Source organism: Halomicrobium zhouii, assembly GCF_900114435.1.
Lineage (GTDB): Archaea > Halobacteriota > Halobacteria > Halobacteriales > Haloarculaceae > Halomicrobium > Halomicrobium zhouii.
The window spans coordinates 499,382-520,271 of the sequence record NZ_FOZK01000002.1; the positions used below are offsets into that span (position 1 = coordinate 499,382).

20 protein-coding genes are annotated in these 20,890 nt (G+C 67.5%); 8 read left to right on the top strand and 12 right to left on the bottom strand.

The features are described 5' to 3' along the window. Position 1: 1 nt before the first annotated feature. Positions 2-943, bottom strand: coding sequence for a DMT family transporter (locus tag BM337_RS09645; RefSeq protein ID WP_089816352.1), 942 nt, complete (start codon positions 941-943; stop codon positions 2-4). Positions 944-1,336: 393 nt separating this feature from the next. Here BM337_RS09645 and BM337_RS09650 point away from each other — a divergent pair, with 393 nt between their 5' ends. Next, complete coding sequence (locus BM337_RS09650) at positions 1,337-3,619, top strand: glycoside hydrolase family 3 N-terminal domain-containing protein (protein ID WP_089817164.1); 2,283 nt, start codon at positions 1,337-1,339, stop codon at positions 3,617-3,619. A gap of 244 nt (positions 3,620-3,863) precedes the next feature. Here the strand turns inward: BM337_RS09650 and BM337_RS09655 are convergent, their stop codons facing one another. The 3 genes from BM337_RS09655 to BM337_RS09665 form a co-directional block, all read right to left on the bottom strand. Then, a complete protein-coding gene (locus BM337_RS09655) occupies positions 3,864-4,496 on the bottom strand; it encodes a DsbA family oxidoreductase (protein ID WP_089816354.1) in 633 nt (210 codons plus the stop codon). Between the two features lie 404 nt (positions 4,497-4,900). Continuing rightward, the gene (locus tag BM337_RS09660; protein WP_089816356.1) at positions 4,901-5,233 is read right to left on the bottom strand and encodes a thioredoxin family protein; all 333 of its coding nucleotides are present in this window, start codon (positions 5,231-5,233) and stop codon (positions 4,901-4,903) included. 36 nt (positions 5,234-5,269) lie between these two features. Further along, the gene (locus BM337_RS09665) at positions 5,270-6,052 is read right to left on the bottom strand and encodes a DUF7847 domain-containing protein (protein ID WP_089816358.1); all 783 of its coding nucleotides are present in this window, start codon (positions 6,050-6,052) and stop codon (positions 5,270-5,272) included. 145 nt (positions 6,053-6,197) lie between these two features. Here BM337_RS09665 and mutS point away from each other — a divergent pair, with 145 nt between their 5' ends. Continuing rightward, complete coding sequence (gene mutS / locus BM337_RS09670; RefSeq protein ID WP_089816360.1) at positions 6,198-8,912, top strand: DNA mismatch repair protein MutS; 2,715 nt, start codon at positions 6,198-6,200, stop codon at positions 8,910-8,912. Positions 8,913-8,949: 37 nt separating this feature from the next. On the opposite strand, the gene nucS is transcribed toward mutS, so the two are convergent. The 3 genes from nucS to BM337_RS09685 all read right to left on the bottom strand — a co-directional run bounded on the left by nucS (position 8,950) and on the right by BM337_RS09685 (position 11,115). Then, positions 8,950-9,690: an endonuclease NucS gene (gene nucS / locus BM337_RS09675; RefSeq protein WP_089816362.1), complete on the bottom strand. Its 741-nt coding sequence runs from the start codon at positions 9,688-9,690 to the stop codon at positions 8,950-8,952. 12 nt (positions 9,691-9,702) lie between these two features. Then, positions 9,703-10,254, bottom strand: coding sequence for a DUF6735 family protein (locus BM337_RS09680; RefSeq protein ID WP_089816364.1), 552 nt, complete (start codon positions 10,252-10,254; stop codon positions 9,703-9,705). A 96-nt stretch (positions 10,255-10,350) separates the two neighbouring features. Next, positions 10,351-11,115 (bottom strand): hypothetical protein, encoded by a 765-nt coding sequence (locus BM337_RS09685; protein ID WP_089816366.1) that lies wholly within the window; start codon positions 11,113-11,115, stop codon positions 10,351-10,353. A 97-nt stretch (positions 11,116-11,212) separates the two neighbouring features. Between BM337_RS09685 and BM337_RS09690 the strand changes: the two genes are divergently transcribed. The 5 genes from BM337_RS09690 to BM337_RS09710 all read left to right on the top strand — a co-directional run bounded on the left by BM337_RS09690 (position 11,213) and on the right by BM337_RS09710 (position 14,648). Next, entirely contained in the window at positions 11,213-12,322 is a 1,110-nt protein-coding gene (locus BM337_RS09690) for an aminopeptidase (RefSeq protein WP_089816368.1), read from the top strand. 43 nt (positions 12,323-12,365) lie between these two features. Continuing rightward, positions 12,366-12,782 carry a dCTP deaminase/dUTPase family protein gene (locus BM337_RS09695; protein ID WP_089816370.1) on the top strand — a complete coding sequence of 139 codons (417 nt, stop codon included), beginning with the start codon at positions 12,366-12,368 and terminating at the stop codon, positions 12,780-12,782. A 74-nt stretch (positions 12,783-12,856) separates the two neighbouring features. Next, complete coding sequence (locus BM337_RS09700; protein WP_089816372.1) at positions 12,857-13,246, top strand: 30S ribosomal protein S6e; 390 nt, start codon at positions 12,857-12,859, stop codon at positions 13,244-13,246. A 1-nt stretch (position 13,247) separates the two neighbouring features. Then, positions 13,248-13,676, top strand: coding sequence for a DUF7112 family protein (locus BM337_RS09705; protein ID WP_089816374.1), 429 nt, complete (start codon positions 13,248-13,250; stop codon positions 13,674-13,676). 93 nt (positions 13,677-13,769) lie between these two features. Further along, positions 13,770-14,648 carry a CheF family chemotaxis protein gene (locus tag BM337_RS09710; RefSeq protein WP_089816376.1) on the top strand — a complete coding sequence of 293 codons (879 nt, stop codon included), beginning with the start codon at positions 13,770-13,772 and terminating at the stop codon, positions 14,646-14,648. A 282-nt stretch (positions 14,649-14,930) separates the two neighbouring features. On the opposite strand, the gene BM337_RS09715 is transcribed toward BM337_RS09710, so the two are convergent. Continuing rightward, positions 14,931-15,686, bottom strand: coding sequence for a class I SAM-dependent methyltransferase (locus tag BM337_RS09715; protein ID WP_089816378.1), 756 nt, complete (start codon positions 15,684-15,686; stop codon positions 14,931-14,933). 138 nt (positions 15,687-15,824) lie between these two features. Between BM337_RS09715 and BM337_RS21110 the strand changes: the two genes are divergently transcribed. Further along, positions 15,825-15,983 (top strand): hypothetical protein, encoded by a 159-nt coding sequence (locus BM337_RS21110; RefSeq protein ID WP_177227397.1) that lies wholly within the window; start codon positions 15,825-15,827, stop codon positions 15,981-15,983. Between the two features lie 3 nt (positions 15,984-15,986). Here the strand turns inward: BM337_RS21110 and BM337_RS09725 are convergent, their stop codons facing one another. From BM337_RS09725 to cheA, 4 genes are read right to left on the bottom strand one after another with little or no spacing between them, the layout of a single operon-like run. Continuing rightward, on the bottom strand, positions 15,987-16,850 hold the full coding sequence (locus tag BM337_RS09725) for a CheF family chemotaxis protein (RefSeq protein ID WP_089816382.1): 864 nt from the start codon (positions 16,848-16,850) through the stop codon (positions 15,987-15,989). Beyond that, entirely contained in the window at positions 16,847-18,073 is a 1,227-nt protein-coding gene (locus BM337_RS09730; protein WP_089816385.1) for a HEAT repeat domain-containing protein, read from the bottom strand. Before BM337_RS09730 ends, BM337_RS09725 begins: the two co-directional genes overlap by 4 nt. Beyond that, positions 18,070-18,879 (bottom strand): CheR family methyltransferase, encoded by an 810-nt coding sequence (locus tag BM337_RS09735; protein WP_089816387.1) that lies wholly within the window; start codon positions 18,877-18,879, stop codon positions 18,070-18,072. The genes BM337_RS09730 and BM337_RS09735 overlap by 4 nt, the downstream gene beginning before the upstream one ends. Further along, entirely contained in the window at positions 18,876-20,888 is a 2,013-nt protein-coding gene (cheA, locus tag BM337_RS09740) for a chemotaxis protein CheA (RefSeq protein ID WP_089816390.1), read from the bottom strand. Before cheA ends, BM337_RS09735 begins: the two co-directional genes overlap by 4 nt. Between the last annotated feature and the right edge of the window lie 2 nt (positions 20,889-20,890).

Below are 20,890 nucleotides of genomic sequence, written 5' to 3' on the forward strand. Positions count from 1 at the left end.
GCTAGCCCAGCGCGATGATCGTCACGCCGACGACGGCGAGGCCGGCGGCGACGAGACGGATCCGGAAGTGCTCCTCGCCCAGCAGCAGCCCGCCCAGCACGACCGCGACGACGGCCTGCGTGTTGACGATCGGTGAGGCGACGCTGGCCGGAAGCGCGCCGAAGGCGTACATAGCGACGTGGTTCGCCGTCGCGAGTAGCAGTCCGGTCGCGGCGAACTTCGGGAGGTCCCCGCGGACGTCGACGCGCACCTTCTCCGTCACCGTGGCGGTGCCACCGTCGGCTGCGGTCGACGACGAGTCGAGCGCCGCCGACGGCCAGTTCCGGGCCGCGATGGGGGCCAGCGAGGCGGTCAGCGTGGCGAACAGCACGACGACGAACGTCTGTGGCGGGACAGAGAGTTCCTGCATCAGCGTCCGCTTGCCGACGTCGACGACCGCGAAGGAGGCCGCGGAGGCCAGCGCGAACTGCGCCGGCCTGGCCGAGACCGCCCGTTGCAGCGGTTCGAGCAGTTCGCCGGGGCGGTAGTTCGCGACGTAGATGGCGATCGTCGCGACGACGACGCCGACTACCTGGAGCGTCGAGAGGTACTGGTCGAGCAGGAGGACCTCCAGCGGCAGGACGAACACCGGGATGACCTTGCTGATGGGGGCGACGTAGGAGACGGCGCCGACCGCGATGGCCCGGAAGAAGGTGAGGTTCCCCACCAGCGTGAACCCGACCGTGGCCGCGAGGACGAGGACGCCGGTTCGACCGAAGCCGGCCGGGAAGAAGCTTCCGTCGACGGTCACCAGCGCGACCGGGACGTACCAGCCGAGCGCGAAGGCGAACGCGAGGAAGACGTACACCGTCGCCGGGTACGCGCTGAAGTACCGCTTGATCACGAAGAGGTAGCTCCCGAACAGGAACGCCGAGACGACGGCGAACAGGAGGCCCAGAGACACGACCGAACGTCTGCGATCGATCCTCAAGAGCGTCCCGTTTGGGGTGCCGTGTGCGGAACGGTGACGATCGACACTGTACGCCGGACGCGGGGAACCGGGCCACGGGAGCGCGTTCCGAGAGCGCGGGCCGGGTGCGCGCGAGAAGCTGGCAACCAGGTGACGAGCGACTGTGGCCGATTCCTGTTCAGTTATCACGAACGGCTTCGCGCGATTTCGGAACGTTCGAGCGCGGCCGTTCGGTTCCGTGGAACGAAAAGTGGTAGTCGACTGAGAAATCGCCGAAGGGTTTAGCACCTCAACCACGACGGGTCGGCTGTGACAGCGACGGACAACCCACCCTATCGCGACGCATCGCTGCCCGTCGAGCGGCGGGTCGACGACCTCCTCGACCGAATGACCCTCGAGGAGAAGGTCGCCCAGCTGACCGCCGTGCCGGCCCGGTACATGGCGCTGGACGAGAGTGCTGCCGAGAGCGCCGTCCACCTGCTGGACGAGGACGGGAACATCAACCGCGACAACGCCCGCGAACTGATCGGGGACGGCGTAGGCCACTTCACTCGCCTCGGTGGCGGCGGTAGCCTCGAACCCGAACGGGCCGCCGAAGTGACCAACGAACTCCAGGAGATGGTCCAGGAGGAGACCCGCCTGGGCATCCCGGCGGTCCCCCACGAGGAGTGTCTGAGCGGCTACATGGGCCCCGACGGTACCACCTACCCGCAGGGCATCGGCCTGGCGAGCACGTGGAACCCCGACCTGGTCGAGGAGATGACCACGCGCATCCGCGAGCAGTTGCAGGCCATCGGCACCGTCCACGCGCTCTCGCCGGTGCTCGACGTCGGCCGCGACCCCCGCTGGGGCCGCACCGAGGAGACCTTCGGCGAGGACGAGTACCTCGTCGCGGAGATGGCCAGCGCGTACGTCCGCGGGCTCCAGGGCGAGGACCCCACCGAGGGCATCTCCGCGACGGTCAAGCACTTCGCCGGCCACGCCGTCGGCGAGGGTGCAAAGAACCGTTCGTCGGTCCAGATCGGCGAGCGTGAACTCCGCGAGGTCCATCTGTTCCCCTTCGAGGCGGCCATCCGCGAGACCGGCGCCGAGTCGGTGATGAACGCCTACCACGACATCGACGGCGTCCCCTGCGCGAAGGACCGCTCGCTCCTGACGGGCATCCTGCGCGAGGAGTGGGGCTTCGACGGCACCGTCGTCTCGGACTACTTCAGCGTCCGCTACCTCGACGACGAACACGGCGTCGCCGCCGACCACTACGAGGCCGGTATCCAGGCCCTCGAGGCCGGCATGGACGTCGAACTCCCGCAGGTCGCCGCCTACGACAAGCTGGTCGACGCCGTCGAGAACGGCGACCTCGCCGAGGAGACGGTCGACGTCGCCGCCCGGCGCGTCCTCCGCCAGAAGGTCGAGAAGGGCGTCCTCGACGACCCGTTCGTGGACGTCGATTCGGTCTCCGAGGAGTTCGGCCCCGACGCCGACCGCGACTATGCCCGCAAGCTCGGGCGCGAGTCCGTCACGCTCCTGAAGAACGCCGACGACCTGCTCCCGCTCGTGGGCGAGGAGGACGTCGCCGTCGTCGGCCCGAAAGCCGACACCCCCGAGGGCCAGCTGGGCGACTACGCCTACGCGGCCCACTACCCCGAGCGCGACGCGAACCGCGAGGTTGTCACGCCGCTCGACGCCCTCGAGGAGCGCCTGGGCGACCAGGTCACCTACGCCGAGGGCTGCACCACGACCGGGCCCGCGACGGAGGGCTTCGAGGACGCCGTCGCCGCCGCGGAGGACTCGGACGTCGCCGTCGCCTTCGTCGGCACCCGCTCGGCCATCGCCTTCAGCGATCCCGAGGCCGACATGGTCGAACAGCCGGACGTCCCGACCAGCGGCGAGGGCGCGGACGTCACCGACCTCCAGCTCCCCGGCGTCCAGCAGGAGCTCGTCGAGGAACTTCACGACACGGACACGCCGCTCGTCGTCGTCCAGGTCACCGGCAAACCCCACGCCATCGAGTGGATCGACGACAACGTGCCTGCAATCCTCCAGGCCTGGCTCCCCGGCGAGGAGGGCGGCCACGGCATCGCCGACGTGCTGCTTGGCGACCACAACCCGAGCGGGCGACTCCCGCTCTCGGTGCCCAAGAACGTCGGCCAGCTGCCCGTCTACTACAGCCGCAAGCCCAACAGCCGGAACGAGAACCACGTCTACACGGACGAGGACCCGCTCTACCCGTTCGGCCACGGGCTGAGCTACACCGAGTTCGAGTACGGCGAGGTCTCCCTCTCGGAGACGGAGGTCGGCCCCGCCGACACCGTCACCGCCAGCGTCACCGTCGAGAACACGGGTGACGTGGCCGGCCACGAAGTCGTCCAGCTGTACACCCACCAGGACAACCCGAGCCTGGCCCGCCCGGTCCAGGAACTACGGGGCTTCGAGCGCGTCCACCTCGAACCCGGCGAGTCCGCGACCGTGACCGTCACGCTCTCGACCGCGCAACTGGCCTTCCACGACACGGACATGGACCTGGTCGTCGAACCCGACACCTACGAGGTCCGCGTCGGCAGTTCCGCCGCCGACATCGAGTCGACCGCGACCTTCGACGTCGTCGGCGAGCGCTACGAGGTCCCCTCCAGCGGGCGCGCGTACTTCAGCGACTCCAGCGTCGAGGAGTAATCAAATCTAGTCAGTCGATTTTCTTTCTTCGCAATTCGAATAGCGACAGCCACTGTTCGATAGCGACTGCGACAATTAGCGGTGGGTGGGACATCGAAAGGGGCCGACCGGTCGTCGAGCGAAAACCACCAAGCACGGCCGCAGGCCGCGCGCAGGTGCGTTCGGAGCCGACGAGCGGGAGGGGGCTTTCGGGGCTGTTGCTGGAAGTGGTGTTCCCGTTAGTCGTGGCAACTCCAGTCTTAGTCTACACTCCTTCGACCAGTCGTTCGAACTGTTCGGGCGGAATCGCCCCTCTCGCGCTGTACTGGTCGTAGACGAACGTCGGGATACCGGTCACACCGGCGTCCTGGGCGGCGTCGAAGCGCTCGCGCAGGCGCTCGTCCCACTCGCTCGTGAGTGCCGAATCGACGACGCCCTCGTCCAGGTCGACGTCCACTACGAGGTCCCGCAGGACCTCGGGATCGCCGATGTCGAGGCCCTCCTGCCAGTGGGCGTCGAAGAGGCGCTCGTGGAGGCGGAGGAACGCCTCTTCACCGAGCTCTTCCCGAACGTACAGCGCCACCTGCTGGGCGTTCCAGGAGTCGACCTCCATCGAGGCCTCGACGTTCATCTCGACGTCGTACTCCTCTTTGAGCTGGCGGACGTTCTCGCGGGCCTTCTCGAAGTACTCCTCGTCCTTCCCGTCGTCGACGTCGCTGTCGATGCTCCCGTCGGGATTGCGCTTGTACCCGCGCAGGTCGTAGAGGTGCCACTGGACCTCGGGTGGGTCGTCTTTCGACTCGAGGTACTGTTCCATCGCCGCCTTGCCGAGGTAGCAAAAGGGACAGACGTAGTCCGAGAAGACGATCAGTTCGTCCTCCTGGGCCTGTGTGCTCATGGGCTTCGTTTTGGTCTGGGGCCTGAAAAGCTGTCACGTGACGCGCGGGTAACCGGGATGACGAGAGAGAATGAACTGCGACGGCGCTGCAGAATCAACCATCGAGAGCAGCTTGAAAGCCCCCTCCCGCTCGGATCGGGAGGCTCGCTGTCGTTCGAGAGAGCTTCGCTCTCTCGTGATGACGAAAGGCGCAAAGCGCCTTTCGAACCACGCTCCTCGGCCTGGCGGCCTGCGGTGCTTGCATCGCCTGCCTTCCCCGAGCGGAAGGTCGGCGGAGCCGACCTTCTATAACCTGGCGGCTGCGCCGCCAGGCGGTCGGCCCCTTTCAGTCCCGCCCGCTGCGGAAGTCAGTCGGCCGCAACATAGTGGTTAGTTCCCTCGCCTTCGAACCTCTGTGGTCGCTCCTACTCGCCGATTAACTCCAGCAGGTCGTCGGCCGGGACGAACCCGTCCTCTCGGGTGTCGACGAGGTCGCCGTCCTCGAAGTAGAGGAGTTTGGGGACCGAGCGGACGTCGTACTCCTCGACCAGCGGCGGGTCGTCGCGAGGATTCATCGTGGCGACGGCGACGTCGGCGCTGCGGGCGACGCCGCTCAGGACGGGCTCCATCGACTGGCAGATGCCGCAGCCGTCGGTGTAGAACTCCACGAGCACGCGGTCGTGGTTCGCGAGGAAGTCGTCGAGTTCGGTCTGCGAGTCGAGCGGGACAGGGCGGTCCAGTTCCTCGGCTGTTGTCATACCCAATGGTAGGGGATCGAGCGGGGTAAAGCTGTCTCAGGCCGGGGTCGACGGCGTATCGGGGGTGGTGGTGGACTCGCCACCGTCGAGGTCGCCGGCGTCGCCGCGGAGGAGGTTGAACGCGCTGGCGAGGACGGCGAGTGTGTACAGCGACACCGGGATGGTGATGACCAGTTGCGCGACGCTGAGGACCGCCTGGCTGATGCCCGCGAACGCGACCACGAACGAACCGATGGTGAGGACTATCCACAGTGCGAAGCTCAGGCCGACGATGACCGCGCCGAGCGCGAACAGGGCGAACCGGTCCCCTTCGGTGAGCCGCCAGCTCTTGCGCATGGCCGCAACGAAGTTATCGCCCTCGACGACGATGAAGACCTGCATGAACGCCAGCGCGACCATCAGGAAGACGCCGGGGACGACGAGCAGGACCAGTCCGATGAACACTGCGATGCCGTAGACGATACCGCCGACGACGAGGTTCAGGAGCGCGAACAGGACGCCGCCGGTGAGGTGTTCGCTTCGGACGGACTGGCGCTCGTCGGCGACGAACGTCCGGATCGTGACGATGGGGAGGTACAGTAACAGGACGCCAGATAGTGCGAGGAGAGCGCCGGCGACTGAGAGCGGGAGATCGAGCGCGAGCCCTGTGGCCCCCGTCATTGGGGCCCCATTCTGGGCGGCGTACGCTCGAATGGTGCTCATCACACTCACCAGGTAGACCCCGTTCACGACGAGGTACGCGGCGATCAGTATCGCGCCGGCCCTGCTGGCGGTCTTCGCGAATCCGTCTTTGAGCGCTGTTCCTATCGGGAGGGACATTGTACTACGGGGTCTATCGAGAGAGGGTTTGTACCTTCCTCCCGTTTTCTGACTCAGAAACTCGGCCGCACCCGGGCGCTGGGACGGCGGACGGTCCCCGACCGAGCCCAAAGGGTATTTGACCGACGGCCGCCCCAACCGAACCATGGACGCGGCGCTGGGGCCACCCGAGAAGATGGCCGAGAACGCCGACGAGCTGACGCCGATGATGAGCCAGTACTTCGAGCTCTGCGAGCGCTACGACGATTCGCTCGTCCTCTTTCAGGTCGGCGACTTTTATGAGGCGTTCGAGGCCGCAGCCGAAAAAGTCGCCCGCCTCTGTGAGATTACCCTCACCAAGCGGGAGGACTCGACGGGCCAGTACGCGATGGCGGGCATCCCCATCGACAACGCCGAGAGCTACGTCGAGACGCTGCTGGACGCGGGCTACCGGGTCGCCGTCGCCGACCAGGTCGAGGACCCCGACGAGGTCAGCGGCGTGGTCGAGCGGGCTGTCACCCGGATCATCACTCCTGGCACACTCACTGAAGACGCCCTGCTCCGCTCGCCGGACAACAACTACGTCGCGGCGCTGACGACGGACTCCAGAAGATTCGGTCTCGCCCTGCTGGACGTCTCGACGGGCGACTTCTACGCGACGAGCGCGAACGACGTCGACGCTATCGCCGACGAGGTCGGTCGGTTCGCCCCCGCGGAGGCCATCGTCGGGCCGAACGTCGCGGGGGCCACCGACGCGGACGACGTCTTCGGCCCGGCGTGCATGGTGACGCCGTACGACGAGCACGTCTTCGAGCGCGACGTGGCCGGCGAGCGCGTGGGGTCGTACTTCGGCGATCCCGACTCGCTGCTGGCCGACGACGTGGAGGTCCGGGCCTGCGGCGCGTTGCTGGAGTACGCTGAGTACACCCGCGGCGGCCAGAGCGGGACGGCAGACGAGATCGCGGAGACGGCGACCGGCCACGGCCGTCTCGACTACCTCAACCACCTCACGCGGTACGACCCGCGCGAGTACATGCTGCTCGACGCCGTCGCCCTCGACAGCCTCGAACTGTTCGAGCGCCGGTCGGTCCGGGGTCACGAGGGCCGCACGCTCGTGGACACGCTCGACGAGACCGCCTGCGCACTCGGACGCCGACAGCTCAACGACTGGATACGCCGGCCGCTGCTCGACGAGGAGCGGATCGAGGGCCGTCACGCGGCCGTCGAGGAACTCGTCGGCGACGTGCAGACGCGCGAGCGACTCCGTGACTTACTCACCGACGTCTACGACCTGGAACGATTGATATCCAGGGTCTCGCGTGGTCGAGCGAACGCCCGCGACCTGCGCTCGCTGGCCGCGACGCTGGGCGTCGTGCCCGAGGTGAAGGCCGCTATCGCCGACGCCGAGAGCGACCTGCTCGCCGACCTCCACGAGACGCTCGACCCGCTCACCGCGGTCCGCGAGGAGATAGAGCACGCCATCCGCGAGGACCCGCCGCAGGAAGTGACGGAGGGCAACGTCGTCAAACCTGGCTACGACGAGACGCTGGACGACCTGCGCGAGACCGAGCGGTCGGGCAAGCAGTGGATCGCCGACCTGCAGGCCGACGAACGCGAGCGCACCGGCATCGAATCGCTGAAGGTCGACCACCACGCCGTCCACGGCTACTACATCGAGGTGACCGACGCGAACGCCGACCTCGTGCCAGAGGACTACCAGCGCCGCCAGACCCTGAAGAACGCCGAGCGGTACGTGACGCCCGAACTCAAAGACCGGGAAGACGAAATCTTCCGGGCCGAACAACGGGCCGACGACCGCGAGTACGAGCTATTTCGGCAGGTCCGGGACGACGTCGCCGCCGAGTCCGAGCGCGTCCAGGCGCTCGCCGACAGGCTGGCGACGCTGGACGTCCTGGTTGCCTTCGGCGAGGTGGCCGCGAACCACGACTACTGCCGGCCGTCGGTGGGCGGCGAGGCCATCGACGTCGAGGGCGGACGCCACCCCGTCGTCGAGCGCGCGGAGGACTCGTTCGTCCCGAACGACGCCCGGTTCACGCCCGACCAGCGTTTCGCGGTCATCACCGGTCCCAACATGAGCGGGAAGTCGACGTACATGCGCCAGGTCGCGCTGACCTGCGTGCTCGCGCAGGCCGGGAGCTTCGTCCCGGCGCGGTCGGCCGCCCTCCCCGTCGTCGACCGCGTGTTCACCCGCGTCGGTGCCAGCGACGACATCGCCGGCGGGCGCTCGACGTTCATGATCGAGATGACCGAGCTCGCTGACATCCTGTCGGGCGCCACCGAGGATTCGCTCATCCTGCTGGACGAGGTGGGGCGGGGAACCTCCACCGCTGACGGCCTGGCCATCGCCCGCGCCGTCACCGAGCACGTCCACGACGAGATCGGCGCCTACACCCTCTTCGCGACCCACCACCACGAGTTGACTGCGGCGGCCGACGACCTCACGGGCGTGTTCACGCTCCACTTCGAGACGCGCCAGGTCGACGGCGAGGTGGTCTTCGAGCACCGGGTCGCACCGGGTGCGGCGGCCGCCTCTTACGGCGTCGAGGTGGCGAAGATGGCGGGCATCCCCGACGCCGTCGTCGACCGCTCGCGGACGCTACTGGACGACGAACGGGCCGCCGACTCGGTTTCCGACGCCGCCACTGTCGGTGGCGACCCGGCGACGAACGGGCACGGCGTGACATCGGACCAGGAGAGCGCCGACTACGGGGCCAAGGACGAACCCGACGACCAGTCACCGGCCGCGCCGACGGACGACGCCCGTCTCTCCAAGGAACTCCGCGACCTCGACGTCGCGACGATGACACCGCTGGAGGCGATGAACGCGCTCGCGGAACTGAAAGAACGGGTCGACGACTGAGAAGCGGCCGGGGGGCGAACTCCGACCCATCGGTCGCTCACTCGGCCGTCGGTTCGAGCGCGACGAACTCCATTCCCTTCTCGGCGAGGAGTTCGCGCGCCCGGTCGGTGATAGAAGGCGCGACGAGAATTCCACGAATCGCCGCGTCGTCGTGCAGGTCGCGTTCCAGCGCGCCGACGTAGCGGTCGACCTGGCCGACGGCGTCCGGGCCGACCCGGCGGCGCTTCAGTTCGACGACGACGGTCCGGCCGTCCGCGTCCTCGCCGTAGATGTCGACGGCGCCGGCTGGGGTGTTCCGTTCGGTCGAGAGCGGCGTGAACTCCGGTTCGACCAGGTCCGGGTCGTCGAGGATGCGCTGGCGGAGGTCCTCCTCGGTCCCAGTGAGCGAGAGGTCGGTCGGGTCGGTGACGTCGAAGCTCGCGGCGTGAGTCACCTCCTCGAAGGTGACGGTCAGTTCCTCCTCCGGCGCAGGACGCTCGCTGCGGACGACGACGTGGCCCTCGTCGAGGAATACCTCGTGGTCGCATCCCGGCGGCTGCCAATTGACGGGCTGTTGCCCCTCGTCGGTGTGGACCAGCGCGGAGCCGTCGGGCTTCAGCATGACGTGGCGGTCGCCGGGACCGAGCGTGCTGGCCGCTCGTCCCTCGTAGTCGACGGTGCAGCGACCGAACAGCGTCACCATCGCGCCCCGGTCGAGGCCGCGCTGAGCGATAGCCTGCGCTTCCTCGGCCGTGGGGTGAGTGGTCGACTGAACCGGCGTGCCGTCGGCAGTCGTCACACGACAGGATAGTCACCCGTCGCGTAAAAATGACGCGTCGTCCGGCGGGTACAGCGTTCCCTGTACCGACAGCGCCCGGCGGAGCGTCGCTCGCGCCGACTCCGGAGTGAGCGTCCCGTCGGCGACGGCCGCCGAGAGCCGGGACCTGGTCTCGACGTACCAGCCCCGGAGCGTCTCGGGGTCGTCGTCCGGGTCGACCAGCACGAGGTCGTTTCCGACCCCCGTCGGGTCGAGCGAACAGACCAGGTAGGCCGTCGCCTCGAAAGACTGGGAGACGCGGACCAGTGATTCGTAGCTTCCGTCGACGGCATCGAGCACGTCGACAGCGCTCACTCCGACGTCGAGCGGGCGGGGGTCCACGCGCGTCGTGACCGGTGGCTCGTAGCCGTTCCGTCGCTCGACGCCGAGGTCGGTCGCGACGTCGTCCGTGTCGGAGGGAGGAGCGGGGCCGCCCAGCGGCGACGTCGGGCCGATGGCGGCGTCGAGGCGTTCTCCCCAGTGGGCGTAGCGGAGAGTGAACGTCCCGTCTGGCTGGCGGTAGGCGACGAGTGCACGGTGGCCCATCGGTGGGCGCCGCTGGCCCCCTCATCCGCCAAAAAGGTCGGCACGGATCCCTGGGGGCTGCCCGTTGGAAACCCGGGTCCCGCCCGGCGATTCACTCTATCGATCCTGACTTGCCGATCCGACCGTCGCCGCCGTCTCGTTCGCCTCGGACTCGGTTTCGGGGCGCTCGGGGAGCGTATCGTAGGTCCCGTCGTCGTCACCGTCTCGCCAGTGGCCGGCGACGAACTCGCCGTCGTAGGTGACGACGACGGTGTACTCGTCGGGCTGGGCGATGTGGATCGTGGCGTTGTACTGAATCTCTGGGTGGCACGTCGCCCCGGTCTCGGTCGGCGTCGGCGTGGGAGTGACTTCGGTCGAAGTGGCCGTTCCGTTGGATCCGGTCCCGTTACTCTCCGTCTCGTTTGCCGCCGTCGACGTGGGGGTCGGTGCTGCCGTCGTCTGATTCGCGCTGGACCCGTTCGTCGCAGTTCCGTTCACCGGTGTCGAGGTCGGGGTGGCTGTCTCGGGCCTCGGCGTCTCGGTCGGAGTCGCTTCCGGCGTCTCCGACGTTATCTCGAGGAGATACCGCTGGGGACCGAACTCCTCGAAGGAGGCCGAAACCGTCGTGTCGTTGCTGGCGACCGGGAGCGACCGGTTGAGGACGAGCGCTTCGCCACCACTGATGTCCTCTCTGACCGCGGACCCGCTCGTCGTGTTCGGGTCGCCACAGTACACGTCGGTCGTCTCGAACGAGGCCAGCGTGGCGCCGCCGATGCCCTCGGAGTCGCCACCGAAGGCGGCCGGGAAGGAGAGCGCGAGGGCGACGGCGGCGCCGACCAGCACGAGGCCGAGGAACAGCACGAGGACGTGGTCGCTGTCCATGTTCGCTAGCAGTCCGCGCGCCGGATAAGTACACGCACCGTACTGGGAGACGGGGCGGTGACGCTGGGGTTTTGACGCCGGCGACCGACGTCGTCGTATGGACGAGCGAATCAGGGAACACGCCGAGGTACTGGTCGAGTGGAGCGCCCGCGTCGACCCGGGGGACGACGTCGTCCTCTCGGTGGGCGAGGGCGCTCACGACCTGGCCGTTGCCGTAGCCGAGCGACTGGGCGACCGGGGCGCGAACGTGGTGACTACGTACAGTTCCAGCGAGGTAACCCGCGCATACCTCCGGGCCCACGAGGGCGGGTTCGAGTCCGACCCGGACTACGAGCGAGCGCTCTACGAACGGGCGGACGTCGTCCTCGCGCTGAAAGGGACCAACAACACCGCCGGCGCGGCCGACGTGCCCGCAGATCGCCGGCAGGCCTACTCGCGCGCCCGGCAGGGGATCCGTGAGGCGCGCCTGGACACCGACTGGGTGTCGACCCAGCACCCGACCAGGGCGATGGCCCAGCAGGCCGGGATGAGTTACGAGGCCTACCGGGAGTTCGTCTACGACGCCACGCTGCGGGACTGGGCGTCCCTCGCCGACGAGATGGCCCGGCTCAAGGACGTCTTCGACCACGGCAACGAAGTGCGTATCGTGCGCGAGAGCCCGAACGCAACGACCGACCTCTCGATGTCCATCGAGGGCCGGACCGCGGTCAACTCCGCCGCGTCGGTGGCCTACGACTCCCACAACCTTCCCTCGGGCGAGGTGTTCACCGCGCCCCACGCCACCGAGGGCGAGGTGACCTTCGACGTCCCGATGACGGTCAACGGCTCCCAGGTCCGGGACGTCCGCCTCGTCTTCGAGGACGGGGTCGTCACCGACTACGAGGCCGCCCGTGGGGAGTCTGTCATCGGGGACGTGCTGGATACCGACGACGGCGCGAAACGCCTGGGTGAACTCGGCGTCGGGATGAACCGCGGTATCGACCGCATCACCGACAACATCCTCTTCGACGAGAAGATGGGCGGGACGGTCCACCTGGCGCTGGGCCGGGCCTACGACGCCTGTCTCCCCGAGGGAGAGGCCGGCAACGACAGCGCCGTCCACGTCGACCTGATCACCGACCTGCGGGAGAACGGGCGCCTGCTCGTCGACGACGAACCAGTCCTGGTGAACGGCAAATTCCGGTGGGAGGACGGGTTCGAGGCCTGAAGACTGGCCGAGCTTTTTCAGGAACCCACCCGACTCACCGCACATGTACGAGCAGTACGTCGGCGACGTCGTCTACGAGGAGACCCAGGCCCGGGAGGAGGGGTTCGACCTCACCGTCGCCAGCGTCCACGAGATCGTCGAACCCGGTCGCGTCGACTTCGGGGGCGGCGAACTCGAACCGGCCGAGACGACTCCCCACGACAGCGAGAAACGAAATCCGGACGACGACTACGAGTGGTGGACGCTACGCGAGGGGCAGTACCTGGTCGAGTACAACGAGTCGCTGACCGGCGAGGCGACGGTGACGGTCCAGTCCCGGACTGAACTGCTCGAACGCGGCGTCTCGCATCCCACCCTGCGCGTCGACGAGTTGCCGCGGGTCCCGATTTCGGTGGGCGGCGCCGGGATCAGGATCAAGGAGAACGCGCGACTCTCGACCATCGTCGACGCCGAGACGTAGCCGGAGACCGCGGCGCCGGAGGGGGCCGACGACGGTTCGACGGGCTTTTTAAGCGCGGCCGGTACGGATCCCGTATGGCAGAATTTACGGTCGCGGTCGCCGACCCCGAGAGCGGCCAGACGCACCAGCTAGACGTGGACGGACAGGACGCCAACCGCTTCATCGGCAAGGACATCGGCGAGGACGTCGACGGCGGCGCAGTCGGGCTCGACGGCTACACGCTGGAGATCTCCGGCGGCTCCGACGACGCAGGCCGACCGATGCGCGGCGACGTCCGCGGTTCGGACCTCAAGTCCATCCTCACCGACGGCGGCGTCGGCTTCAACCCCGAACGCGACGGCGAGCGCAAGCGCATCACCGTCCGCGGCCGCGAGGTCAGCGACGCGACGGCCCAGATCAACGCCCGCATCAGCGCTCGCGGCGACGAGTCCGTCGAGGACCTGCTCGGCGGCGACGACGAGTAACGTGGCCGACCGCCTGCCGAGCGACCACGACGCCGTCGAGACCCACCGCGCGACGGTCTCGCAGGTCGGCCGAATGGGTCGCCCGCAGGTCGCAGTCCCCGACTCCGTCGCGGTCGACGAGGGCGAGGTTTTTCGCGTCGTCCTGGACGGCGAGGAGTACCACGGCCGCGTCGAGACGACCCTCGACGGCGACCGGGTGATCCGCCGCGCCGCGGACAACGCCCGTCTCGTCCGCGAGGGCGAGGGTGAGAACCGCCTCGCCGAGTGGTTCGACGGCGTCGACGTCGCCTTCGGCGACTCGGTCCACTTCGACGTCGTCACCGGGGGCCACAAGTACGGCCTCCGGTCGCCCGGCGAACGCGTCGTCTACACCGCGACGGACGGCCTGGACTCGTCGCTGGCGGACATCGCCCGCAACCTCGAGGAGTAGCGACCCGTTATCGCCGCAGAATCGCGTTCTCTCGTTTGATACTCGCACGAAACGCTCAAGATTACCGCTGCTGTAGCTGATTCCATCGCCAGGATGTCGGAGTCCATCATCGCTGATTTCGTCGGCAAATTCAACGCCGAGGTGCTGACGCGCGCCGAACCCGTCAAGGGCCGCGTCCTCCTCAGCCAGAAGCGACTGGTTCTCGCCGCCAAGGAAGACGACAAGCTGACGATCCCGCTCTCCAGCATCTTCGACGTCGCCGTCGGCCACATCCCGCCCGACCTCGGGGACTTCTTCGACTCGACGGTGACCGTCGCCTTCGAGCGCGGCAACGCCCGCCACGTCGCCGTCGTCGAGGCCGACGACGACAAGATCTCGAAATTCTCGACGGTGCTGTTCAAGGCCATCCTCAACGGCACCGAGACGACCGTCAAGGAACGCGCCCGCGTCGGTGGGCGGGTCACCAGCGAGGAGTACACCACCGCGAAGCTGTTCCTCAAGCCTGGTACGGTGGAGTTCCGCAGACCCGAGGGCTCCTTCGAGGTCTCGCTGAAGACCGTCACCGACTTCCAGCGCTCTACTCGCGAGATCGCGGGCTCGAACCGCCCGGCGCTGACCTTCCGACACATGAAAGACGGCACCGCGATCACCACCGAGGCCGCCCTGGCCTCGCCGCGGAAGATGGCCATCCTCGGTCGGTTCCTCCGCCTCGAGTACAGCGACCTCATGCAGGAACTCCAGGACGTCGAACTCACCTCGGACAAGACGGAGATCCTCGTCGCCATGTACTCCACGGGCGACCTCGACGGGATGCCGCTGGCCAACATCGTCAGCGCCGAGGCCTCCGAAGTGACCATGCTCCTCCAGGACATGGAGGAGGAGGGACTCCTCCAGGACTCCGCCGACGGCCCGACACTCACGCCGACGGGTGAGGTCGTCGCCAGCCGGCACCTGGAGGACGTCAATGACTAACGACCTTTTTTCGTGGGGGGAATCGCGCTCGCCTCCGGCGAGTGCTCAACCCCCCACAAAAAACGCCCTCAGACGCGCTTCGCGCGTCTGATGGGCTCGCAAGTGCGGAGCACTTGCGAACGTCGTCCTGCGGTCGCGGCGCGACCGCAGGGCTCGTCGGAGCGAAGCTCCGACGGCGATGAAAAAAGGCCGGACGTCTCGCTCACTTCGTTCGCTCGCGTCCGGTGAAACCGCGCTCGCTCCGCTCGCGCGGTATGCTTGGCACTGACCGCAGAGACTTGTTCAGACCGACTTCTCCATCGTCCATACCTGCGTCGTATCCCCGTCCTCGATCGGTTCACCGTCGAAGCCGCCTGCCACGTCCCACGAGTCGAACGGGGAAATGCGGGCCAGGAGTTCCAGTTCGCGCTTCGGGAGGAAGGTCAGCTGGAGCCGTTCCTCGAACACCAGTTCCTCGTCCCGGTGGAGTTCGTTCTCGACGGAGAACCACTGTTCGACCTCGTCGGTGATCTGCGTCCGCGTCCGGAACGTGTGTGGTTCCCCGTCGAACTCGACGTCCTCGGACTGCCACTCGCCGTATTCCTCGCAGACGAGGTCGAAGCTCGGGACGAAGACGTCGAAGACGAACTGACCACCGGGGGCGAGAGCGTCGTACACTGACTCCAGGGCGCCGAGCTGATCGTCGGCGGTGCGGAGGTGCTGCACGCTGTTGAAGGGGCAGTAGATCAGGTCGTACTCCCGGTCGACTGTGAATTCCGTCATGTCGGCCTGCCAGACCGACGGTTCGAGTCCCTCGTCGTCGACTTTCTCCCGGAGGACGTCGAGAACGTCAGAAGAGAGATCGATACCGTCGACGTCGACGCCGGCACGGAGCAGTTCCAGATAGACCCGGCCGGTGCCGCAGGCGAGTTCGAGAGCCGGACCGTCGACGGATTTCGCTCGTTCGCGGTAGAATCCGGCGTCGTCGCGGTCGGAGACAGACACCTGTCGGTCGTAGAGCCGTGCCGCGTCGCCTCGATAGCCGGTGTCGTCGGCCATGGCGAGTGCGTCGCGGACAGCCGCAAAAGCGTTTCTCCACGCGTGACACGCTGGGACACACTGCAGTGGGGCCGGTCCAGAACCAGCCTTCCGCGGATGAGTCGTTATTTATACTTGGATAGTGCGATCGAAATTATCGTGACCGAAACACAGTTCGACCAGCTCCGTCGGATCCAGTTCCTGCTCGTCGTGCTGATTACGCTGGTTGCCGTAGATGTGGCTGGTCCGGTATTCGGCGTTCTGACGACGGCGTTCGTCGTTCTGCTGCTCGCAGTGGATCCGATGTTTACGTCGTAGAAACTACTGGTCGGCCATCGCGTCGCTCGCGACGGACCGGCCACGGGCCTCTAGCTGGACCTCCTTCCGGACCCGCACGGCTTCCAGGATGTCGTTCTCGACGAGGCGCTGGAAGGTCTCCTCGACCTGGTCGACGTCCATGCCGACGAAGGATGGGATCTGGAACGGCGAGACGCCGGAGTACAGCGCCATCAGCACCTCGTTCTCGGCCTGGGAGAGGTCGACGTCGGTCTGGGTGGCGGCCTCGCCGCGGCGGACGAACGACTCCAGGACGGCGACGGTCTGGCCGCCGCCGGAGACGTGCGTCTCGACGCTGGTGCCGTCGATGGTATGTTCGACCTCGACGGCGCGCCGTTTCTTCCCGCGGACGGTCTTCTCGGCGCGCTCGACGGTCCCGACGTCGTCGACCAGCAGTTCGACGAACGTGCCGTTCGCGAGCGCCAGGTTGACGGCGTCGTCCTCGGTGGATAGTCGCCCCTTCTCCCAGCCCGTGTCCTGGACGACGCCGCCCTCGACGGCGGGGTGTTTGACGAGGACGACGGACTGGTCCAGCATTGCGCTGTAGAGTTTCCGCTCGAACTCCTCGACGTCCCTGGGTGCGATCAGGGTGACGTTCGACCCGACCTGGAGGGAGAGATACCCCGATACCTTGGCGATGGCCTCGTTGACGTTGGTGCCGGACTTGACGCCGCTGACCTCCGAGAGCGCGATGGTGCGCTTGCCCTCGTTGCTCACGAGGACGAGCCGTTTGTTCGAGAGGATCAGCCGGCCGTTCACCCAGTCGACCTCGTTGCGCTTGCGGCCGTCGACGACGACCTGGACGAACTTCCCGGTGGAGTCGGCGAGTTTCTGTTCCCCGTCGCTCATCGGCGACCACCGAGTTTGGAGATGGCGGAGAACGCCCGCTTCCGGATCGTCTCGTGTTCGGTGTCGTCGATGATGGCGTCCAGCGCTTCGCGGGAACGCTCTCCGCCGACCTTCCCGAGCGTGAAGATGGCCTGGGCACGTACCTCCGGGTCCCGGTCGCCGTCGGTGACGATGTCGAGCAGCGGGTCCTCGACCTTCTCGCCACCGAGTTCGGCGAGGCTGGTCGCGGCGAACTGCCGGAGCATCTGGTCGTCCTCGCCGAGCGCCGTCACGAGGGCGTCGATGACGCGCCGTCGTTCCTCCTCGCCCGTGACGCGTCCGAGCAACCAGGCGGTGTTGCGCCGCTGGGCCTCCTGCGTGCTCTCTTCGAGAATCTCGACCAGCGGGACGACGACGCTGGCGTCGTCGGTCTGGGAGAGCTTCTCGACGACCGTCTCGCGGATGTCGTGGCTCCGCTCGGTCGGGACGTTCGACAGCAACTCGACGAGCGAGTACACCGCGGTTCGACGGACCGTCGGGGAGTCGTCGGTCAGTGCGGCCACCAGGTAGTCGACGGGGCGGTCGTTCTCGAAGCTGCCGAAGCCGCTTACGGCGATCTGGCGGACCCGGTCGCTGTCGTCCTGGTACAGCGGGAGCAGCGCCTGGAGCGCCTGGCGGTTGCCGATGCTTCCCAGCGCGTCGGCGGCCTCTCGCCGGACCTCGGCGGACCGGTCGGTCAGGAGCTCCTCCAGGGGACTCGTCGCCCGCGGATCGGCTATCTTGCCGCAGGCGCGGGCCGCACGCGCCCGGACCCGCGAGTCGGGGTCGTCGAAGCAGTCCGTCAGCTTGCCGACGGCCTCGGCCTGTTCGAGCTGGCCGAGCCCGTTCGCCGCGGCCATCCGCAGTTCCGGCACGTCGGCGCCGAGGGCCCTGACGAACGCCTTGGCCTTCACCCAGTCGGCGCCCTCCCGGTCGAAGTCGACGCCGGCCACGTCGCCGATGAGCTGCTCGATGGCGTCGCCGCCGAGTTCGTCGAGGGAGTCGACCGCCTTCGCGGCGACGTCGTCGTTCTCGTCCTGGGCCGCCCGGACGAGCGCGTTGACGACGTCTCGCCGGTCGTCGTGGTCGGGGAAGTTCCGCAGGAGTTCCGCGCCCCGGGCGCGCACCCGGTCGTTGTCGCTCTCGCGGATCACGCGGATGAGTTCCTGGACGTCCCCGGTCCGTTCGAGTTCGTAGAGGCTCATGTTTTCCGGTAGATCCGGTGCTGTTTGTCCACCGCTTCGAAGGAGTCACGGCAGGCCGCCGGCAGCGTCTCGGTCATGCCGATCATGAGGTAGCCGCCCTCGCGAAGCGAGTCGCGGATGGTCTCGAAGATGGGGACCTTGTACTCCGAATCGATGTAGATCAGGAGGTTCCGGCAGAACACCAGATCGAAGTCCCGCTTGGGCTCGCCGCGGATGAGGTCGTGTTGCTCGAACTCGACCATCCGCCTGACCCGCTCGCGGACGGTGAAGGAGTCCTCGTCCCGGTCGATGTACTCGGCGTAGTCGTCGAGCGGTTCGAGCTCCTCCGCGATGTCCGTCGTCTTCGACGTCTCGTAGCTGGCCGCCCGGGCCTCCCGCAGGATGTCGGCGTTGATGTCCGTCCCGAGTATGGAAATTCGGCTGGCGTCGATCTGGGGGTCGTCCAGCGCGAGCATCGCGGCGGAGTACGGTTCGCGGCCGTCCGCCGCGGGGGCGCTCCAGAGTTTGACGCTCCGGTGCTCGTCGGTGAGTTCTCGCAACACTGGTCGGAGGTGCTCCCAGGCATCCGGGTTCCGGAAGAAGCCGGTGACGTTGATCGATAGCGAGTCCAGGAGCTCCTCGTGTTCGCCCTCGTCGCGTTCGAGCAATCGCTGGTAGGTCGCGTAGGAGTCGCTGTTCGTCCGGCGCATCCGCGCGGTGATGCGCCTGTCGAGGTACGCGTCGTTGTAGAAGTCCGACTGGAACTCCAGTTCGGACTCGATGTAGCCCAGCAGTTTCCGGAACGTGCGGTCGTCGTCCGCGCTCATAGGGTAACCACGTCGAGGATGTGGACGATGTTGCCGTCGCCGAGCACCGCCGTCCCGGAGAGCCCGGCCGTCCCGCTGAGGATCCCTTCCAGTGGCTTGACGACGACCTCTTCCTGACTGTTGACGGAGTCGCAGTGGAGCGCCACCTGGCGCTCGGACTCTCGAACCCGGACGAGCATGCCGTCCCCGTTCTTCGTCTCGCCGGGGACGTCGAACGTCTCGCCGAGCTGGATGATCGGGTAGATCTCGTCGTTGTGCTTGATGACCTCGCGGCCGTTGACGTGCTTGACGTCGTTCGAGCGGGTGATCTCGTCGACGTTCTTCAGCGGGATGCCGTACTCCTCGTCGCCGACCTGGACGAACAGCACCTTCACGATGGCCATCGTCACGGGGAGCCGGAGCGACACCGTCGTCCCCTCGCCGGGCGTCGAGTCGACGCTGACCGACCCGTCGAGCTGCGTGACGGTGTCGTGGACGACGTCCATCCCGACGCCGCGACCGCTGGTGTCGGTGATCTCCTCGGCCGTCGAAAAGCCGGGGTGGAACACGAGGTCGTAGATGGCCGAGTCGCTCATGGTCTCCAGTTCGTCCGCCGACCGGACGCCCTTCTCGATGGCCTTGGCCTCGATGGCCTCCACATCGAGACCCGCGCCGTCGTCGGCCACCTCGATGATGACGTGGTCGCGTTCGCGCGACGCACGAAGTTCGATCTGGCCGGTTCGGGGCTTGCCCGCGGCCTCACGCTCCGCTGGCGATTCGATCCCGTGGTCGACCGAGTTCCGCAGGATGTGCATCAACGGGTCGGAGATCTCGGTGAGGATCGTCCGGTCGAGTTCGATGTCCTCGCCCTCGATGGTGAACTCGATCTCCTTGTCCAGCTCGCGCGAGAGGTCCCGGACCAGTCGCGGGAACTTCCCAACGACCTTCTTCAGCGGGATGAGTCGCATGTCCATCACCGTGTTCTGGAGGTTCGCGGTGATCTTGTCGAGTTCGTTGAGGTTCTCGCCGGCGGCCGTCAGGTCGTCCTCGTCGATGGCCCGCCGGAGCTTGATCCGGCTGGTGACGAGTTGTTCGACCAGGCCGTGGAGGTCGTCGAGCTGGTCGACGTCCACGCGGACGGACTTGATCTCGTCGACCTTGTGGTCCGCGGTGGCGTCGGCGTCGGCAGTTCCGGTGTCAGCGTCGGCGCTGTCGGACTGCTGGGCCGCGACGTCGTCGGTGACGTCGGTCACGTCGAAGGATTCGATCTTCCCGACCTCGTCGAGGACCGCGGCGGCGGTGTCCGCGTCCTCGGCCGCGACGAAGCAGGCGAACTCGTCGTCGAACTCGCCGTTCTCGACGGCTTCTCGGTCGGGCGAACAGGCCAGAATTTCGAGTGAGTCTTCGATCCCTTCGAGCGCGAGCATCGAGTCGACGCCGGCCATCTCCGAGTCACCGATGTCGACGGACGCCCGGACGACCCGGCCGTCCACGCTCTCGGGATCGATGGCCGGCAACGCGTCGGCGTCGACGGTGTCGCCGGTCTCACCAGACGCCGAGTCGGCCGACCCCGCGTCGGCTGTGTCGCCGCCGGCGGTGACGCCGCCGGTCGTGTCGATCTCTGCCGCGTCGTCTCCCTCGACGGCCTCGACGCCCTCGTCGAGGACGGTCCGGAGTTCGGCGACGATCGGGTCCGTGTCGACGTCGGCCTCGCCCTCGTCCTCGATGCCGGAGACGATGGCTTCGATCTGGTCGACGCCGGCGAAGATCAGGTCCATCACCTCGGGCGTGACTGCCATCTGGTCCTGGCGCATCTCGTCGAGCAGGTCCTCGATGGCGTGGGCCAGGTCGGCCCCGTCGTCGAAGCCCATCGCCCCGAAGTTCCCCTTGAGGGTGTGGGCCCGCCGGAAGATGTCCTCCATCGCCTCGGTGTCCGACGGATCGGACTCGAGATCGAGCAGGGAGTTGTTCAACGCCGTGATCGCCTCTTCGCTCTCGCGGATAAACGCGTCTAGATACTGGTCGTCCATGG

Excerpts from the sequence above, each read along its gene's own strand:
- BM337_RS09650 (WP_089817164.1), top strand. The coding sequence starts at position 1,337 with ATGACCCTCGAGGAGAAGGTCGCCCAGCTGACCGCCGTGCCGGCCCGG.
- BM337_RS09655 (WP_089816354.1), bottom strand. The coding sequence starts at position 4,496 with ATGAGCACACAGGCCCAGGAGGACGAACTGATCGTCTTCTCGGACTAC.
- BM337_RS09660 (WP_089816356.1), bottom strand. The coding sequence starts at position 5,233 with ATGACAACAGCCGAGGAACTGGACCGCCCTGTCCCGCTCGACTCGCAG.
- BM337_RS09665 (WP_089816358.1), bottom strand. The coding sequence starts at position 6,052 with ATGTCCCTCCCGATAGGAACAGCGCTCAAAGACGGATTCGCGAAGACC.
- mutS (WP_089816360.1), top strand. The coding sequence starts at position 6,198 with ATGGACGCGGCGCTGGGGCCACCCGAGAAGATGGCCGAGAACGCCGAC.
- BM337_RS09680 (WP_089816364.1), bottom strand. The coding sequence starts at position 10,254 with ATGGGCCACCGTGCACTCGTCGCCTACCGCCAGCCAGACGGGACGTTC.
- BM337_RS09685 (WP_089816366.1), bottom strand. The coding sequence starts at position 11,115 with ATGGACAGCGACCACGTCCTCGTGCTGTTCCTCGGCCTCGTGCTGGTC.
- BM337_RS09690 (WP_089816368.1), top strand. The coding sequence starts at position 11,213 with ATGGACGAGCGAATCAGGGAACACGCCGAGGTACTGGTCGAGTGGAGC.
- BM337_RS09695 (WP_089816370.1), top strand. The coding sequence starts at position 12,366 with ATGTACGAGCAGTACGTCGGCGACGTCGTCTACGAGGAGACCCAGGCC.
- BM337_RS09700 (WP_089816372.1), top strand. The coding sequence starts at position 12,857 with ATGGCAGAATTTACGGTCGCGGTCGCCGACCCCGAGAGCGGCCAGACG.
- BM337_RS09710 (WP_089816376.1), top strand. The coding sequence starts at position 13,770 with ATGTCGGAGTCCATCATCGCTGATTTCGTCGGCAAATTCAACGCCGAG.
- BM337_RS09715 (WP_089816378.1), bottom strand. The coding sequence starts at position 15,686 with ATGGCCGACGACACCGGCTATCGAGGCGACGCGGCACGGCTCTACGAC.
- BM337_RS09725 (WP_089816382.1), bottom strand. The coding sequence starts at position 16,850 with ATGAGCGACGGGGAACAGAAACTCGCCGACTCCACCGGGAAGTTCGTC.
- BM337_RS09730 (WP_089816385.1), bottom strand. The coding sequence starts at position 18,073 with ATGAGCCTCTACGAACTCGAACGGACCGGGGACGTCCAGGAACTCATC.
- BM337_RS09735 (WP_089816387.1), bottom strand. The coding sequence starts at position 18,879 with ATGAGCGCGGACGACGACCGCACGTTCCGGAAACTGCTGGGCTACATC.
- cheA (WP_089816390.1), bottom strand. The coding sequence starts at position 20,888 with ATGGACGACCAGTATCTAGACGCGTTTATCCGCGAGAGCGAAGAGGCG.